Source organism: Leclercia sp. LSNIH8 (assembly GCF_002920195.1).
In the GTDB taxonomy this organism is placed as follows: Bacteria; Pseudomonadota; Gammaproteobacteria; order Enterobacterales; family Enterobacteriaceae; genus Enterobacter.
In genome coordinates this window covers 601,754-617,718 of sequence record NZ_PQJY01000002.1, presented here as the reverse complement: position 1 = coordinate 617,718, position 15,965 = coordinate 601,754, and the positions used below count along the sequence as shown (strand labels likewise).

General features: G+C 56.8%; 15 protein-coding genes, 1 other RNA gene and 2 pseudogenes. 11 read left to right on the top strand and 7 right to left on the bottom strand.

Features of this window, described 5'->3' with window-relative positions:
• Positions 1–165 precede the first annotated feature (165 nt).
• Positions 166–690 carry a ubiquinone anaerobic biosynthesis accessory factor UbiT gene (gene ubiT, locus C3406_RS07915; RefSeq protein WP_103824910.1) on the top strand — a complete coding sequence of 175 codons (525 nt, stop codon included), beginning with the start codon at positions 166–168 and terminating at the stop codon, positions 688–690.
• Positions 684–1,187, top strand: a complete 504-nt coding sequence (locus tag C3406_RS07910; RefSeq protein ID WP_103824909.1) for a GNAT family N-acetyltransferase — start codon at positions 684–686, stop codon at positions 1,185–1,187. The genes ubiT and C3406_RS07910 overlap by 7 nt, the downstream gene beginning before the upstream one ends.
• On the opposite strand, the pseudogene C3406_RS07905 reads toward C3406_RS07910, so the two are convergent.
• Positions 1,174–1,514: pseudogene (locus C3406_RS07905) on the bottom strand (GIY-YIG nuclease family protein). The gene C3406_RS07910 and the pseudogene C3406_RS07905 sit on opposite strands and share 14 nt — an antisense overlap.
• A 14-nt stretch (positions 1,515–1,528) precedes the next feature.
• On the opposite strand from C3406_RS07905, the gene C3406_RS07900 reads away from it, so the two are divergent.
• Positions 1,529–1,957: a YhbP family protein gene (locus C3406_RS07900; RefSeq protein ID WP_103824907.1), complete on the top strand. Its 429-nt coding sequence runs from the start codon at positions 1,529–1,531 to the stop codon at positions 1,955–1,957.
• On the opposite strand, the gene C3406_RS07895 is transcribed toward C3406_RS07900, so the two are convergent.
• A complete protein-coding gene (locus tag C3406_RS07895) occupies positions 1,943–2,461 on the bottom strand; it encodes a type 1 glutamine amidotransferase domain-containing protein (protein WP_103824906.1) in 519 nt (172 codons plus the stop codon). The genes C3406_RS07900 and C3406_RS07895 overlap by 15 nt on opposite strands.
• Before the next feature lie 126 nt (positions 2,462–2,587).
• On the opposite strand from C3406_RS07895, the gene C3406_RS07890 reads away from it, so the two are divergent.
• A complete protein-coding gene (locus tag C3406_RS07890; RefSeq protein WP_103824905.1) occupies positions 2,588–3,232 on the top strand; it encodes an NAD(P)H-binding protein in 645 nt (214 codons plus the stop codon).
• 33 nt (positions 3,233–3,265) lie between these two features.
• On the opposite strand, the gene dolP is transcribed toward C3406_RS07890, so the two are convergent.
• The 4 genes from dolP to C3406_RS07870 are packed head-to-tail and all read right to left on the bottom strand — an operon-like array spanning position 3,266 to position 6,933.
• Positions 3,266–3,841: a division/outer membrane stress-associated lipid-binding lipoprotein gene (dolP, locus tag C3406_RS07885; protein ID WP_103177149.1), complete on the bottom strand. Its 576-nt coding sequence runs from the start codon at positions 3,839–3,841 to the stop codon at positions 3,266–3,268.
• A gap of 9 nt (positions 3,842–3,850) precedes the next feature.
• Positions 3,851–4,441, bottom strand: coding sequence for a DnaA initiator-associating protein DiaA (gene diaA, locus C3406_RS07880; RefSeq protein WP_032614385.1), 591 nt, complete (start codon positions 4,439–4,441; stop codon positions 3,851–3,853).
• A 21-nt stretch (positions 4,442–4,462) separates the two neighbouring features.
• Positions 4,463–4,858 (bottom strand): YraN family protein, encoded by a 396-nt coding sequence (locus C3406_RS07875; protein ID WP_103177148.1) that lies wholly within the window; start codon positions 4,856–4,858, stop codon positions 4,463–4,465.
• A complete protein-coding gene (locus C3406_RS07870; RefSeq protein WP_103824904.1) occupies positions 4,816–6,933 on the bottom strand; it encodes a penicillin-binding protein activator in 2,118 nt (705 codons plus the stop codon). The genes C3406_RS07875 and C3406_RS07870 overlap by 43 nt, the downstream gene beginning before the upstream one ends.
• Positions 6,934–6,995: 62 nt before the next feature.
• On the opposite strand from C3406_RS07870, the gene rsmI reads away from it, so the two are divergent.
• Positions 6,996–7,859, top strand: a complete 864-nt coding sequence (gene rsmI, locus C3406_RS07865) for a 16S rRNA (cytidine(1402)-2'-O)-methyltransferase (RefSeq protein ID WP_103824903.1) — start codon at positions 6,996–6,998, stop codon at positions 7,857–7,859.
• A 4-nt stretch (positions 7,860–7,863) separates the two neighbouring features.
• Positions 7,864–8,855 (top strand): annotated as a pseudogene (locus tag C3406_RS07860) (Fic family protein).
• Between the two features lie 125 nt (positions 8,856–8,980).
• Here the strand turns inward: C3406_RS07860 and garD are convergent.
• Positions 8,981–10,552 carry a galactarate dehydratase gene (gene garD, locus C3406_RS07855; RefSeq protein ID WP_103824902.1) on the bottom strand — a complete coding sequence of 524 codons (1,572 nt, stop codon included), beginning with the start codon at positions 10,550–10,552 and terminating at the stop codon, positions 8,981–8,983.
• A 414-nt stretch (positions 10,553–10,966) separates the two neighbouring features.
• Between garD and C3406_RS07850 the strand changes: the two genes are divergently transcribed.
• The 5 genes from C3406_RS07850 (at position 10,967) to rnpB (ending at position 15,625) form a co-directional block, all read left to right on the top strand.
• Entirely contained in the window at positions 10,967–12,301 is a 1,335-nt protein-coding gene (locus C3406_RS07850) for an MFS transporter (RefSeq protein WP_103824901.1), read from the top strand.
• A 15-nt stretch (positions 12,302–12,316) separates the two neighbouring features.
• A complete protein-coding gene (gene garL / locus C3406_RS07845) occupies positions 12,317–13,087 on the top strand; it encodes a 2-dehydro-3-deoxyglucarate aldolase (protein ID WP_039031683.1) in 771 nt (256 codons plus the stop codon).
• A gap of 31 nt (positions 13,088–13,118) precedes the next feature.
• Positions 13,119–14,009: a 2-hydroxy-3-oxopropionate reductase gene (gene garR / locus C3406_RS07840; RefSeq protein WP_103824900.1), complete on the top strand. Its 891-nt coding sequence runs from the start codon at positions 13,119–13,121 to the stop codon at positions 14,007–14,009.
• A 60-nt stretch (positions 14,010–14,069) separates the two neighbouring features.
• Positions 14,070–15,215 carry a glycerate 2-kinase gene (gene garK / locus C3406_RS07835; protein WP_103824899.1) on the top strand — a complete coding sequence of 382 codons (1,146 nt, stop codon included), beginning with the start codon at positions 14,070–14,072 and terminating at the stop codon, positions 15,213–15,215.
• A 32-nt stretch (positions 15,216–15,247) separates the two neighbouring features.
• An RNA gene (rnpB, locus tag C3406_RS07830) (RNase P RNA component class A) lies at positions 15,248–15,625 on the top strand.
• The last annotated feature ends 340 nt before the right edge of the window (positions 15,626–15,965 follow it).

The window sequence follows — 15,965 nt, the reverse complement described above, 5'->3', positions numbered from 1 at the left end:
ATTTTAATTAACCATCCGGCGACAATTTTTGATTTAAGGCAGCTAATGGCGTATTGATGACACCAATAATGGGTTACGCCGGTTGTCAGTTTGTTGATTTACCCCGCTATACCGGCGACTGGATATGGCAAAATATCAGGACTATAGATATCAGGAGTATTGCTCGTGCTGGATAAACTGCGTTCACGTCTCGTACAATTTGGCCCGTCGCTGCTGAGCGTGCCGGTTAAGCTCGCGCCCTTTGCCCTGAAGCGTCAGGTACTGGAGCAGGTGCTCAGCTGGCAATTCCGCCAGGCGCTGGCGGATGGCGAGCTGGAATTTCTCGAAGGGCGCTGGTTACGTATCGAGGTGCGCGATATTGGTCTGCGCTGGTACACCTCCGTTGAAAATGAACAGCTGGTGGTGCGCGAATCCGCCGAGGCGGATGTCAGCTTCAGCGCTGACGCCAGCGATCTGCTGATGATTGCGGCACGCAAGCAGGATCCCGACACGCTCTTCTTCCAGCGCCGTCTGGTGATTGAAGGCGATACCGAGTTAGGTCTGTATGTCAAAAACCTGATGGATGCGATTGAACTGGAACAGATGCCGAAGCCGCTGCGCGTGGCTCTGTTGCAACTGGCCGATTTTGTCGAGGCGGGTCTGAAAACTCCGCCGGAAAGTAAACACACTTCTGTAGGTGAGCCATGTTGATTCGAGTAGAAATTGGCATCGATGCCCCGGGTATTGACGCCTTATTACGCCGGTCGTTTGAAGGGGAAGGTGAAGCGCAACTGGTTCACGATCTTCGTGAAGACGGCCTGATTACGCTGGGTCTGGTCGCCACCGATGATGAAGGTCAGGTCGTTGGCTACGTGGCCTTTAGTCCGGTCATCGTGCAGGGCGAAGAGCTGCAGTGGGTCGGCATGGCGCCGCTGGCGGTGGATGAAAACTATCGCGGACAGGGACTGGCGCGCCAGCTGGTCTACGAAGGGCTGGATTCACTCAATGAGTTTGGCTACGCCGCGGTCGTGACGCTGGGCGATCCGGATTTCTACAGCCGTTTAGGCTTCGAGAAAGCGGCACATTACGATCTGCGTTGCCGCTGGCCGGGCACCGAGTCGGCTTTCCAGGTCCACCGTCTGGCCGACGATGCGCTTAACGGCGTGAGCGGCCTGGTGGAATACCACGATCGCTTCAATAGCTTTTAACCGGCGGCCTTTGCAGGCTCTCGCGTAGCGCCTCAAACGACCCGTCTCCGCTGACGAGGCGCTCTTTCTGGCGCTTCGTGAGCTGTTTAATGCGATATTCCAGCCGGAGGGCCAGGGAGCGATCCCCTGCGACGGCGGAAAACGCCAGCGTCAGCTCTCCTTTACCCCTCAACGCCTTCGCTCCTTTTCCCGTTTGATGTTGCAGGAAGCGGCGCGGCACATCGGTTGTGATGCCCGTATAGAGTGCATTATCAGCAGTTCGAACAAGATAGAGAAACCAGCACACGGCGACAGATTCAGTATGTTAAGGTGAGTGCACCTTAGCATGAGAGAGAAGCGAAATGGAAACTCTGGCCGCCATCAACCGCTGGCTGGCGAAGCAGCACGTGGTCACCTGGTGCGTGCACCATGACGATGAGCTGTGGTGTGCAAATGCCTTTTACTATTATGACTCGCAGCGCGTCGCGTTCTACGTCTTAAGCGAAGACAAAACCCGCCATGCGCAGATGAGCGGCAAACAGGCGAAAGTTGCAGGCACCGTCAACGGGCAGCCCAAAACCGTGGCGTTAATCCGCGGGGTGCAGTTCAAAGGGGAGATTCGTCGTCTGGAAGGGGAGGAAAGCGACGTGATGCGCAAGCACTATCTTCGTCGCTTTCCGGTTGCCGCTGCCATGCCAGCTCCGGTATGGGAGATCCGTCTGGATGAACTGAAGTTCACTGACAACACGTTAGGCTTTGGCAAAAAACATCACTGGCTACGCGCCGAGTAAGCGCAACGCCTCACGGTTAAAGGCGATAAGATCTTCTGGCGTCCGGCTGGTAACCAGCTGATCGTTATCGATAACTACCTCCTGATCGTGAAAATCGGCTCCGGCGTTTTTCAGATCGATGGCGATCGATTTCACGCCCGTCAGTTTACGTCCGCGCACAACCTCAGCGCTGATGAGCAGCTGCGGACCGTGGCAGATAGCAAAGACCGGTTTCCCGCTGGAGACAAAGTCCCGGGTAAAGGTCACGAAACGTGTATCGCTGCGTAGCGAGTCCGGGGAGTGCCCACCCGGCAGTAACAGGGCGTCAAAGTCAGACGGGCTCACCTCATCGATGGTTTTATCGATGGTCACGCTGGCCTCGCCCTTATGGCCTTTTACCGTTTTGCCTGCCTCTTTTTCAATGGTGATCACCTCATGGCCCGCCTTACGAAACGCCTCGGCAGGTGAAGTAAATTCTGAATCTTCAAACTCGTCGGTAATCAAGACCGCAATTTTCTTGCTCATGCTTCCTCCGTTGTTTTGGCTTCAGACAGCTTTTTTCCAGCTTGTGGTAAATACTTAACGTTCAGACCACTAAGTGTGGTTGAGTGGCATGAAATCGCATACGGACTAATCTGCAAAGGAGGAGTAATGAGTCAGGTTTTAATTACCGGCGCGACCGGCCTTGTGGGTGGGCACCTGCTGCGTATGCTAATTCAGGAGCAGAAGATCAACTATATTGCCGCCCCGACGCGTCGCCCGCTGGGCGATATAGAAGGGGTGTTTAATCCCCACGATCCGCAACTGACCGATGCGCTGGCACAGGTTCAGGATCCGGTTGATACCGTCTTTTGCTGTCTGGGCACCACCCGGCGTGAGGCCGGCAGCAAAGAGGCCTTTATTCATGCCGATTACACGCTGGTGGTGGATACTGCGCTGACCGGCAAACGACTCGGGGCGAAGCATTTCCTGGTCGTGAGCGCCATGGGGGCTAACGCGCATTCGCCGTTCTTCTACAACAAGGTGAAAGGCAAAATGGAAGAGGCCCTGATCGCCCAGAAGTGGGAGCGGTTGACCATTGTGCGACCGTCAATGCTGCTGGGGGAGCGGGAGAAGCATCGCTTCAGCGAGTCGCTGTTTTCCCCGCTGTTCAGCCTGCTGCCCGGCAACTGGAAGTCTGTCGAGGCGCGGGATGTGGCGCAGGTTATGCTGCAGGAGGCGCTGGGTGCAGCACCGGCAGGGGTCAATATTATTCCGTCGGCGAAAATCAGGGAACAGGCGCAGGGAGAAGGATGAGCGCCCTCTGCCAACGGCAGAGGGCAGGGGAGATTACTTGATATAGGTGAAGGCCGTGGTCACGTGTTTCACGCCGCTTACCCGGCTGGCGATATCCGCCGCCGCTTTACCTTCACGCTCGGTCACCAGGCCGAGCAGGAATACTTCGCTATTCTCGGTGGTCACTTTCACGTTCGAGGATTTCACCTGATCGCTGCCCAGCAACTGGGAGCGCACTTTAGTGGTGATCCAGGTGTCGTTTGAGGCGGCACCCAGGCCAATCGGCTGGCCCTGACGTATTTCGTTAAATACCTCGGTCGTCCCTTCTACACCCATCGCAATTTGTTTCGCGCGGGAGGCAAGCTCGGTATTCGGCGCCTGTCCGGCCAGTAACACCTTGCCCTGATAAGCCGTAACGTTAATGCGCGCTTCTTTCTTAATCTGTTGGTCTTTGGAGAGTGCACTGTTTACGCGCAGCTCCAGGGTGCCGTCATCCACCTGCGTGCCCACGGTACGCGGGTCGGTCGCGGCTTTGGTGCTCACAGCGGCGGTACCCACTACCGCTGCAGCCACACATCCCTGAAGCAGCAGCGCAGAAATAAGGACTGCGAGGGGCGAAAGTGCCTTCATGTTTACTCCTTAATCATCCTGGTGAGGGAAAAGCGTGTTATCGATCAGATCGCATAAACAGTTCACCGTCAGCATATGCATCTCCTGAATGCGCGCGCTGCGGTGGGAAGGAATACGGATCTCAACGTCATGCGGACCTAACAGCCCCGCCAGCTCGCCGCCGTCGTAACCGGTCAGCGCAACGATGGTCATATCGCGCGTGACGGCCGCTTCCACGGCCTTGACGATGTCGCGGCTGTTGCCGCGCGTGGAGATGGCCAGCAGGACATCACCGGCATGCCCTAACGCGCGCACCTGCTTGGCGTAGATCTCATCATGAAGACGATCGTTGGCAATCGCCGTTAAGACCACGTTATCGGTATTAAGTGCAATGGCAGGTAAACTGGGGCGCTCTGTCTCAAAACGATTGATCATACTGGCAGCAAAATGCTGTGCGTTGGCGGCCGAGGTGCCATTACCACAACAGAGAATTTTGTTGCCGTTAAGCAGGGACTGAACCAGCGTCATCGCCGCGCGGGAGATGGCGTCCGGCAGCGCTTCTGCTGCTGCAATCTGAGTCTGAATGCTTTCCGTGAAGCAAACCTTAATTCTTTCGAGCACGGTATCCCTTAACGATCTGATTTACGCGTCTTCGCCGAAGGCGTTTTTGAACCATTCGATGGCGTTTCCGGTGAAGGCTACCACATCGAACCGGCAATCCACAGTGTCAAAGCTGCCATTATGCCGGGCAAGCCACAACTGGGCGGTGTGTAACAATTTTTGTTGCTTGGCCCGGGTCACGCTGGCGGCGGCCCCACCGTAACGGGATGACTGGCGGTAGCGCACCTCAATGAACACGATGGACGGGCCGTCCTGCATGATAAGGTCAATTTCCCCGCCGCGTCCGCGAACGTTAGCGGCGATAAAGCGCAGTCCTTTGCGCTCAAGCCAGCGACGCGCCTGTAATTCGCGCGCGTCGCCGGTCTGTTTGCGGGTTAACTGGCCGGAACGATCTGTCCCTGCTGGTATTTGAGCCATGATAACTTCCTGTTAATCACGCAATCCTGAGTGGCGGTGAGATCGCCGGTGTTGCCGTTAAGGGTAAAGCCCGGCACCTGGCGCATCTGGGTGAAGTGGTTCGCCAGCGTCCAGGCATCCACGCCCATGGCATACAGGCGCGCCAGCGAGTAGTCGTTACGCACGCTGCTGAGCGCCTGCTGCATCAGCTCTGGATTTGCCCCTGCGAGCATCGGGATTTCGCTGTACTGCAGCCCTTCCATCTCAAGACGGAAGTCCGGGCCTGCGGTGCCCTGTGCGCTGCGCGAGCTGGCGTACAGCGACACGCCCGCCTGGCTGCCGTTACGCATGGCGATCATCGGTTTGATAAAGGCGATCTCTTCCGGGGTGGCGACAATATAGGCCGCATCGACGTTACCGCCGCCGCTGATCTGCGCATCCGTTGGCGGCGCCGGGATAGTCAGGCCACCAATCGTCACGCTCTGCTGCTGTGGCAGGCTGGTAGTTACCGGGCTACCGCTGAGGGCAATACCCGCTCCGCCGTTCACGCCCGCGCGCAGTTCTGAGGCTGAGCCAAATTTCTGCTGCAGGACGATACCACCGCCCAGCTGTTGCCACTCCTGGGCAAAGGCGTTAGCGACGCGATCGCCCAGTTGGCTGCGTGGGATGAGCAGCAGGGGAGCCTGCTTACCTTGCTCATGAATATGGCGGGCCGCATCGCGGGCTTCGTCTTCTGGCGACAGGGCAAAGTAGCAGACGTTAGGGCGATTCTGCACCTGCTCCGGCTGGTTCAGCGCCAGCACGTTCAGCGGGGTGTTGCTTCTCACCAGCTCGTCCACGTTGTTTTTCAGCAGCGGGCCGACCACGATGCTGGCCCCATCCTGCTGCACCTGATTCAGCACCTGATCGAGCGGCTGGTTGCTGGTGTCATACACTTTTATCTCAGCAGATGGGTTACCCATGGCCTGTGGTTGGGCAACGGTCTGCGTCTCTTGTGTCGTGACCGGAGTCTGCACCGGCTCCTGCGCGTTGCTTTCCTGCACGTTGTCTTCCGGCGCGGCGACAGGTTGCGGAGTGGCAGGGGCCTGCACCGGATTCTGGAGCGTGCCTGGCTGAGCAGCGACAGGCTGGGTCGCGGTCAGATCGTTGGTTTCGGCACTGGACGGGCTCACCACATCACTGGCATTAGCGGCCTGGGCGACCTGGGCGGGAATCGCGCTGCCCGCGACGGCGGCAGTACCGTTTCTCGCCGCTTCAAAACCCTGCTGGATCGTGCGGCCAAAGACGGCGGCCTGGCCACCTAATGGCAGCAGCAGAGCAATTTTGCTGGTGGAGGCTGGCTTGAAGTTCTGTACATTAACCAGCTGCGTTGGCAGCATGGTTGCGCCCGGGTTATTTGGATAGCGGGTTTGCCAGTCTTTAATTCCGGCTTTCAGCATATTCGGATCGTTGCGGTTATCGAACCAGACGCGCTGCAAATCCAGCCAGCCCTGCAGGATATTTTCGTCAGCGTTAATCACCAGCGCATTGGCCTGATCGGGATTCATGGCGGAGAGCGTCTGCCAGGTGGCATCGATATTTTTCTGTTTTTCGGCAGCGGAGAGCAGCGGCTCCTGGGCGATCAACGCCCGCAGCAGCGTCAGGGAAGGGCGACCCTGCTCGGCGGCGATACCGGCCTGCCAGAAACGCGCCTGCTGATTTTTATCCAGCGCGCTGATGTCGATATTGCCGAGGATAGTCTTCGCGCCGGCAGCATCGTTCTGCGCAATTTTCAGCTCTGCGGCCAGCAGCGACTGCTCGCGACGTTGGGTATCGGTCAGATCCTGCGGCAACTGGTTAAACAGATCGGTGGCATGCTGGGTTTTACCCTCTTTCAGCAGTGCACGAATGGCGAGTAATTGCCAGTTGATCCTGGTATCATTCGAGCTCTGCTCCATCTGGTGCAGATAGAAGCCGGAGTCAGCCTGGGCTGTACCCTCCATGTGGGCAGCACTTTGATCGGGCGCCTGTGTGCCACAGCCTGCAAAGAACAGGGCTGCCAGCACCAGCGGAAGGCTGCGCGTGGCTTTATTATGAAAAAACGTTAAGGGTACCATACTGTATCCAGTGATATTTTTTACGCAATGCTTAATATTAAATCGGCAATACGGATGAAACAATGAAACAACACGAAACGGCAGATAATTCTCAGGGTCAGCTATATATTGTACCTACTCCTATCGGGAATTTATCTGATATTACCCAACGTGCACTCACCGTATTGCAAAGCGTTGATCTTATTGCGGCTGAAGATACCCGCCACACTGGCCTGCTGCTGCAACACTTCGCCATTAATGCCCGCCTGTTTGCCCTGCACGACCATAACGAGCAGCAAAAGGCCGAGACGCTGGTGGCAAAGCTGAAAGAGGGGCAGAACATCGCCCTGGTGTCCGATGCCGGTACGCCGCTGATTAACGATCCGGGTTATCACCTGGTTCGCACCTGCCGCGAGGCGGGCATTCGCGTCGTACCGCTGCCAGGACCGTGCGCCGCCATTGCTGCTCTGAGCGCGGCGGGCCTGCCGTCTGACCGCTTCTGCTACGAAGGCTTCCTGCCCGCCAAATCCAAAGGTCGTCGCGACGTGCTGAAAGCGCTGGAAGCCGAACCGCGCACGCTGATCTTCTACGAATCAACCCACCGTCTGCTGGAGAGCCTGGAAGACATGGTCGCCGTTTGGGGAGAGGCGCGTTACGTGGTGCTGGCCCGTGAGCTGACCAAAACCTGGGAGACCATCCACGGCCTGCCGGTTGGCGAATTGCTGGCATGGGTGAAAGAGGATGAAAACCGCCGTAAGGGCGAGATGGTGCTGATTGTCGAAGGGCACAAGGCCGAAGAGGACGCCCTGCCTGCGGATGCCCTGCGCACCCTCGTGCTGTTGCAGGCCGAGCTACCGCTGAAGAAAGCGGCCGCGCTGGCAGCAGAGATCCACGGCGTGAAAAAGAACGCGCTGTATAAATATGCGCTGGAGCAGCAGGGAGAGTAAGCTCGTGAGCCGTTATCAACCGCCTTTTACGATTACGTCTGCAATCCTTAATCTGGTGGTTGAAACGGGAGAATTGCTGGGACACTGGGCTGCTTATACGGGGCGAGCTTCACCTCTGCTGCGTAAAGAGAATCGTATTCGTACTATCCAGCGTCGTTAGCCATCGAGCATAATTCGCTGACCACCGGGCAGGTGACCGCAATTATGGATGGAAAGCGGGTGCTGGCCCCGGCAAAAGATATTCAGGAAGTCAGAAACGCCATCCAGGCCTACGAGCACCTGAATATCTGGCAAGCCAGTCGCCTGAAAGATTTGCTGAGTGCCCATCGGCTCCTGATGAAGGGGCTCGTAGATAATCCCGGGCAACTGCGCCAGGGGGATGTCGGGATCTATCGTGGTAACCAACTGGTGCATATGGCACCTCCTGCGTCTCAGGTACCTCGTCTGGTGGATGAGCTGCTTGGCTGGCTTAATGCCACAGACTTGCACCCGCTGATCGCCAGCTCTGTATTCCACTATGAATTTGAATTTATCCATCCCTTTGCCGACGGTAATGGTCGTATGGGGCGTCTCTGGCAGACTCTTATCCTCAGCCACTGGCGTGCCGAGCTGGCCTGGTTGCCGGTGGAAACGCTGATCCACTTTCAGCAAGAGCGGTACTACGCCATCCTTGGGCAGTGTGATAAAGCCAGCGACTGCACGGCTTTTGTAGAATTTATGCTACAAAATCTTGCCGATGCGCTGCGTGAAAGTATCTCAACCCCGCATGCATTGTCGGAACAAATGTCGGAACAAATGTCGGAACAAATGTCGGAAAAAGAGGACGCCATCCTGCAACTTTTGATTGCCCAGCCAAAGATGACAGCTTCCACCCTGGCCTCAATGCTCGGTGTAACCTCCCGTACGGTAGAACGCTACCTTAGCGCATTACAAAGCAAGGGTAAGGTACAACGGGTCGGTGCCAGAAAAGGTGGGTACTGGCAGGTCTTAAGATAGGCTGCGCTTGTCCCGTCAGACGATATTACTTCTGATATGCAAACCTTCGAAATGTTGAGCATCTGCCAGAACGAAAGGCAAAAAAAGCATGGCCGGAGCCATGCTAAAAGAGGTTTACTGCAAACTCAGGTCACCGGTGCCGGGTTAAATACCGCCAGCTGGTTATGTAATCCCCACTGATCGGAAAAAGTCTTCTTACGTCCACTCGCCACGTCGAGGATGAAGTGGAACAGCTTCCAGCCCACGTCCTCAATGCTCTCTTCGCCGGTAGCGATAGTGCCTGCATTGATATCCATCAGGTCAAACCAACGGTTCGCCAGCTCGGTACGGGTCGCCATTTTAATGACTGGCACCGCCATCAGGCCGTACGGGGTGCCGCGACCGGTGGTGAAGACCTGAACGGTGATCCCGGAGGCCACCTGCTGGGTACCACAGACGAAATCGCTGGCGGGCGTAGCGGCGTAGATCAGGCCACGTTTTGTCGGGCGCTGACCCGGGGAAAGCACTTCAACGATGGCGCTCTTGCCCGATTTGGCGATGGAGCCCAAGGCTTTTTCCACCACGTTCGCCAGGCCGCCTTTCTTGTTGCCCGGCGACGGGTTGGCGCTGCGGTCGGTCTTGCCCATATCGAGATAGTTATCGTACCAGGCCATCTCCTCCAGCAGGCGTTTGCCCACCTCTTCGTTGATGGCGCGCGGTGTCAGCAGGTGGATCGCATCGCGTACTTCGGTCACTTCGGAGAACATCACCGTGGCGCCGCAGCGCACCAGCAGGTCTGAGGCATAGCCCACTGCTGGGTTGGCGGTCACGCCCGAGAAGGCGTCGCTGCCGCCGCACTGCATCCCCACCACCAGCTCAGAGGCCGGGCAGGTTTCACGCTGGCGCTGATTCAGTTTTGCCAGATGGCGCTCAGCGACCTGCAGAATGTCATCCACCATCGACCGGAAGCCGACATGCTGCTCGTCCTGCAAACGCACGATGCTGGCGTCATCCACCGGGATCGCCTGCACATCTTCGGTGCCCTGGAGCAGCTTTTCGGGTTGCAGCTTCTCGCAGCCGAGGCCGATAACCATCACTTCGCCGCCGAAGTTCGGGTTCAGGGCGATATTGTGAATGGTGCGGATAGGGACAATTGCCGCCGGGGCATTGATCGCCACGCCGCAGCCGTAAAGGTGGTTCAGACCCACCACGCCGTCGACGTTGGGGTATTTTGGCAGCAGATCGCGTTCGATGATCTTCACCACATAATCGACCACACCCGCCACGCAATGCACGCTGGTGCTGATGCCGAGCAGGTTTTTGGTGCCGACGCTGCCGTCCGCATTGCGATAACCTTCAAAGGTGTAGCCTTCAAGCGCAGGCAGCGGCTCCGGTACGCGGGTGGCCAGCGGCAGGGTGTGCAGCGGCGGGGCTTCCGGCAGGGCGACCAGCGACTCATCAATCCAGCTACCCTGGGGGATGGCGCGCACGGCGTAGCCGATGACTTCGCCGTAACGCACGATTTCGCCCTGCGCCGGGATATCCACCAGCGCCACTTTATGGCCCTGTGGAATATGCTCGATGAGTTCAAGTCCGTCCGGGAAACGCGTTCCGGCTTTTAACCCCTGATCGTTAACAATAATCGCCACGTTATCGGTCTCATGTACCTTAATATAAAACGCGGTCGGCGACGTTTGACGAATTTCGATGTCGGCCATTGTCCAGTATTCTCCAGCGCGTGGGGGATAATTAATTGATCAAAGAGTAACTATATTTTCTTGTTATAAAAAATAAAGACTCTGCTCAGTGGAATAAAGAATGTCAGGCATGGGGAATTAATAATGTGATCGCGCTCACTCATTTATGACGGTGGCCTGCCCATAAGGGGAGCAATGGCGAAATCTGTGCATCAGCGCCCAAGGGTTTGTGCATATGCTCAAAATAATATTCACAATGAAATTGATAATTGAGCAATGCTACAATGCGTGGTGGTGGGCGCTTGATTATACTCATTAACGCTTTCATGGATTCGGTTAATTAACCGCAATTATCTCTAATTAGCAAAATAATCAGGATTGCCTCTTTCTTAAAACAATAAAAATAATTTCATTGATGTACCAGAGGAAATAAATATGTTGCTGGATACTACCGTTGAAACTAAAAAGGGTGTCCCCACCCGTTATTTAATATTACTCATCATTTTTATTGTTACTGCGGTCAATTACGCTGACCGCGCCACGCTCTCTATTGCCGGTACGGAAGTCGCCAAAGAGCTGCAATTAAGTGCCGTGTCGATGGGTTACATCTTCTCCGCCTTCGGCTGGGCCTATCTGTTGATGCAGATCCCCGGCGGCTGGCTGCTGGACAAATTCGGTTCGAAAAAGGTCTATACGTATAGCCTCTTCTTCTGGTCGCTGTTCACCTTCCTGCAGGGGTTTGTCGATCTCTTCCCGCTGGCGTGGGCGGGCGTTTCAATGTTCTTTATGCGCTTTATGCTCGGCTTCTCCGAGGCGCCATCCTTCCCGGCTAACGCCCGTATCGTGGCGGCCTGGTTCCCGACCAAAGAGCGCGGTACGGCATCGGCTATTTTTAACGCCGCGCAATATTTCTCGCTGGCGCTCTTCTCCCCGCTGCTCGGCTGGCTGACCTTCGCCTGGGGCTGGGAACATGTTTTCACCGTAATGGGTGTGATTGGTTTTGTGCTCACCGGCATGTGGGCGAAGTTTATTCATAACCCGACCGACCATCCAGGCATAAGCGCCGATGAGCTGAAGTTCATTAAGGAGGGCGGCGCGGTGGTCGATATGGACCACAAAAAGCCAGGCGACAAAGCGGCCAGCGGTCCGAAGCTGCATTACATCAAACAGTTATTGTCTAACCGCATGATGCTGGGCGTATTTTTCGGGCAATACTTTATCAACACCATCACCTGGTTCTTCCTCACCTGGTTCCCGATTTATCTGGTGCAGGAGAAGGGGATGTCGATTCTGAAAGTGGGCCTGGTGGCATCGATTCCGGCACTGTGCGGCTTTGCCGGCGGCGTACTGGGCGGCGTATTCTCGGATCACCTGATTAAGCAAGGCAAGTCGATTACCCTGGCGCGTAAGCTGCCGATCGTGCTGGGTATGCTGCTGGCCTCCTCAATCATTCTATGCAACTACACCAACAACACCACGCTGGTGGTCGCGCTGATGGCGCTGGCCTTCTTCGGTAAAGGGTTTGGTGCCCTGGGCTGGCCGGTCATATCTGACACCGCACCAAAAGAGATTGTTGGCCTGTGCGGTGGTGTGTTTAACGTCTTTGGCAACGTAGCGTCAATCGTCACTCCGCTGGTGATTGGCTATCTGGTCAGTGAACTGCATTCGTTCAACGCGGCACTGCTGTTCGTAGGGTGTTCTGCGCTGATGGCGATGTTCTGCTACCTATTCGTAGTGGGCGACATCAAACGTATGGAATTGCAGAAATAAGCAAAGGTATAAGCGATGAGTAACGATATTTTCCCGAACAAATTTAAAGCGGCCCTCGCGGCACATCAGATTCAGATCGGCTGCTGGTCCGCGCTGGCAAGCCCAATCAGCACCGAAGTGCTGGGGCTGGCAGGTTTTGACTGGCTGGTGCTGGACGGTGAACATGCGCCGAACGACGTCACCACCTTTATCCCGCAGCTGATGGCGCTGAAAGGCAGCCATAGCGCGCCGGTGGTTCGCGTGCCGACCAATGAGCCGGTGATCATCAAGCGCCTGCTGGATATTGGCTTCTATAACTTCCTGATCCCGTTTGTGGAAAACGTCGAAGAGGCGGTGCAGGCGGTGGCCTCCACCCGTTATCCGCCAGAAGGCATTCGCGGCGTGTCAGTCTCCCATCGCGCCAATATGTTTGGCACCGTGCCGGACTACCTCGCCCAGTCGAACAAGAACATCACCATCCTGGTGCAGATTGAGAGCCAGCAGGGCGTGGATAACGTCGATGCGATCGCCGCCACTGACGGCGTAGACGGCATCTTTGTCGGTCCAAGCGACCTGGCGGCCGCCTTTGGTCATCTGGGGAACGCAAATCACCCGGAAGTGCAGCGCGCCATCCAACATATCTTTGCCCGCGCCAAAGCGCACGGTAAGCCGTCCGGCATTCTGGCGCCGGTTGAGGCCGATGCCCGCCGTTATCTGGAGTGGGGTGCAACCTTTGTTGCCGTTGGCAGCGATCTTGGCGTGTTCCGCTCCGCCACCCAGAAGTTAGCGGATTCCTTCAAGAAATAATCACCACCACTGAATAAAGAGAGACGCAATTATGACACTGAAAGTTGGTTTTATTGGCCTGGGTATCATGGGTAAACCAATGAGTAAAAACCTCATCAAAGCAGGTTACTCACTGGTGGTTGCAGACCGTAACCCGGAAGCCATTGCCGAAGTGATCGCCGCAGGCGCAGAAACGGCCGCCACGGCAAAGGCCATTGCTGAGCAGTGCGATGTGATCATCACCATGCTGCCAAACTCCCCGCACGTGAAAGAGGTGGCGCTGGGCGAAGGCGGCATCATCGAAGGGGCCAAACCGGGCACTGTGCTGATCGACATGAGCTCTATTGCGCCGCTGGCCAGCCGTGAAATCAGCGAGGCGTTAAAAGCAAAAGGCATCGACATGCTGGATGCGCCGGTGAGCGGCGGCGAGCCGAAAGCTATCGACGGTACCCTCTCTGTGATGGTGGGCGGCGACAAAGCCATCTTCGACAAATATTACGACCTGATGAAAGCGATGGCCGGTTCCGTGGTGCACACCGGTGAGATTGGCGCGGGTAACGTCACCAAGCTGGCAAACCAGGTGATTGTGGCCCTGAACATCGCCGCGATGTCTGAAGCCCTGACTCTGGCGACCAAAGCGGGCGTTAACCCGGATCTGGTGTATCAGGCGATCCGTGGCGGCCTGGCGGGCAGCACCGTACTGGATGCCAAAGCGCCAATGGTGATGGATCGTAACTTCAAACCGGGTTTCCGTATCGATCTGCACATCAAGGATCTGGCGAACGCGCTGGATACCTCTCACGGCGTGGGGGCCCAGCTACCGCTGACCGCGGCGGTGATGGAGATGATGCAGGCCCTGCGTGCCGACGGGCTGGGAACGGCCGACCACAGCGCCATTGCCTGCTATTACGAAAAACTGGCGAAAGTGGAAGTCTCTCGCTAACAAAGACGGGCGCGGGAACGCGCCCGCTATTTTTGCCTCAAGCGGTAACAGGCTATAACTATGAAAATCGTAATTGCCCCTGACTCTTACAAAGAAAGCCTGTCTGCCACCGAGGTAGCGCAGGCGATAGAAAAAGGCTTTCGGGAGATCTTTCCCGATGCAGAGTATGTTTCGGTTCCCGTGGCGGATGGCGGGGAAGGCACGGTTGAAGCGATGGTTGCCGCCACCAATGGCACGATGCAGCATGCAGTAGTGACGGGGCCACTGGGCGAAACCGTCAATGCCTGCTGGGGGATCTCCGGCGATGGTGTGACGGCATTTATTGAGATGGCGGCGGCGAGCGGACTGGCACTGGTTCCTCCGGCACAGCGCAACCCGCTGATTACCACCTCCCGCGGGACGGGCGAGCTGATCCTCGCGGCACTCGATAAAGGTGCGCGCAATATCATTATCGGGATTGGCGGCAGCGCCACCAACGACGGCGGCGCAGGGATGGTTCAGGCGCTGGGGGCAAAACTGACCGATGCCAACGGCACCGAAATTGGCCACGGCGGTGGCAGCCTGATGGCGTTAAACAATATTGATATTTCGGCTCTCGATCCGCGTCTCAAAACCTGCGCGATCCGGGTGGCCTGCGATGTGAGCAATCCGCTGATCGGTGAGCAGGGTGCCTCCCGCATCTTCGGCCCGCAGAAAGGGGCGACAGAAGCCAACATCGTCGAACTCGACAACAATCTTTCTCACTACGCCGATGTGATTCATACCGCGCTGCGTATTGATGTCAAAAATGTCCCTGGCGCGGGTGCGGCAGGCGGCATGGGCGCCGCGCTGATGGCATTCCTCGGTGCGGAGCTGAAGAGCGGCATCGAAATTGTCACCCAGGCGCTGAATCTCGAAGAGCATATTCACGACTGCACCTGGGTGGTGACCGGCGAAGGACGCCTGGACAGTCAAAGTATTCACGGCAAAGTGCCGGTGGGCGTGGCGCGCGTCGCCAGTAAATATCGCAAGCCGGTCATCGGCATCGCCGGCAGCCTGACCAGCGACGTCGGAATTGTGCACCAGTATGGCATCGACGCGGTGTTCAGCGTCCTGACCAGTATCAGCACCCTGGAAGAGGCGTTCCGCGGCGCGTTTGACAATATTTATCGCGCTTCGCGCAATATTGCCGCCACCCTGCGGGTAGGGATGCTCACCGAAGGGTGACAGCGGGGCGCAAACCCTCTATACTGCGCGCCGAAGCTGACCAGACAGTCGCCGCTTCGTCGTCGTCCCTTTCGGGGGAGACAGGCGGAGGGGAGGAAAGTCCGGGCTCCATAGGGCAGGGTGCCAGGTAACGCCTGGGGGGGAAACCCACGACCAGTGCAACAGAGAGCAAACCGCCGATGGCCCACGCAAGTGGGATCAGGTAAGGGTGAAAGGGTGCGGTAAGAGCGCACCGCGCGGCTGGTAACAGTCCGTGGCACGGTAAACTCCACCCGGAGCAAGGCCAAATAGGGGTTCACATGGTACGGCCCGTACTGAACCCGGGTAGGCTGCTTGAGCCAGTGAGCGATTGCTGGCCTAGATGAATGACTGTCCAACGACAGAACCCGGCTTATCGGTCAGCTTCAACTTATTACTAAAACCCCGCTTCGGCGGGGTTTTTGCTACGTAGCGGTTGAGATGAATGACTGTCCAACGACGCTATACCAAAAAGAATGCGGCTTATCGGTCAGCTTCAACTCTTTAGAAACCCCGCTTCGGCGGGGTTTTTGCTACGTAGCGGTTGAGATGAATGACTGTCCAACGACGCTATACCAAAAAGAACGCGGCTTATCGGTCAGCTTCAACTCTTTAGAAACCCCGCTTCGGCGGGGTTTTTGCTTTCTGGTGTCAGTAACGTACCAGCGATCAACAACCCGCGCGTGTCGCGGGTTTTTTATTCCTTGAAGCGCGTCACAATGAGAAAAATCG

Coding starts and splice junctions, on each gene's coding strand:
- garR (WP_103824900.1), top strand. CDS start 13,119: ATGACACTGAAAGTTGGTTTTATTGGCCTGGGTATCATGGGTAAACCA.
- garD (WP_103824902.1), bottom strand. CDS start 10,552: ATGGCCGACATCGAAATTCGTCAAACGTCGCCGACCGCGTTTTATATT.
- C3406_RS07875 (WP_103177148.1), bottom strand. CDS start 4,858: ATGGCTCAAATACCAGCAGGGACAGATCGTTCCGGCCAGTTAACCCGC.
- garK (WP_103824899.1), top strand. CDS start 14,070: ATGAAAATCGTAATTGCCCCTGACTCTTACAAAGAAAGCCTGTCTGCC.
- C3406_RS07870 (WP_103824904.1), bottom strand. CDS start 6,933: ATGGTACCCTTAACGTTTTTTCATAATAAAGCCACGCGCAGCCTTCCG.
- C3406_RS07910 (WP_103824909.1), top strand. CDS start 684: ATGTTGATTCGAGTAGAAATTGGCATCGATGCCCCGGGTATTGACGCC.
- dolP (WP_103177149.1), bottom strand. CDS start 3,841: ATGAAGGCACTTTCGCCCCTCGCAGTCCTTATTTCTGCGCTGCTGCTT.
- C3406_RS07850 (WP_103824901.1), top strand. CDS start 10,967: ATGTTGCTGGATACTACCGTTGAAACTAAAAAGGGTGTCCCCACCCGT.
- C3406_RS07895 (WP_103824906.1), bottom strand. CDS start 2,461: ATGAGCAAGAAAATTGCGGTCTTGATTACCGACGAGTTTGAAGATTCA.
- rsmI (WP_103824903.1), top strand. CDS start 6,996: ATGAAACAACACGAAACGGCAGATAATTCTCAGGGTCAGCTATATATT.
- C3406_RS07890 (WP_103824905.1), top strand. CDS start 2,588: ATGAGTCAGGTTTTAATTACCGGCGCGACCGGCCTTGTGGGTGGGCAC.
- C3406_RS07900 (WP_103824907.1), top strand. CDS start 1,529: ATGGAAACTCTGGCCGCCATCAACCGCTGGCTGGCGAAGCAGCACGTG.
- garL (WP_039031683.1), top strand. CDS start 12,317: ATGAGTAACGATATTTTCCCGAACAAATTTAAAGCGGCCCTCGCGGCA.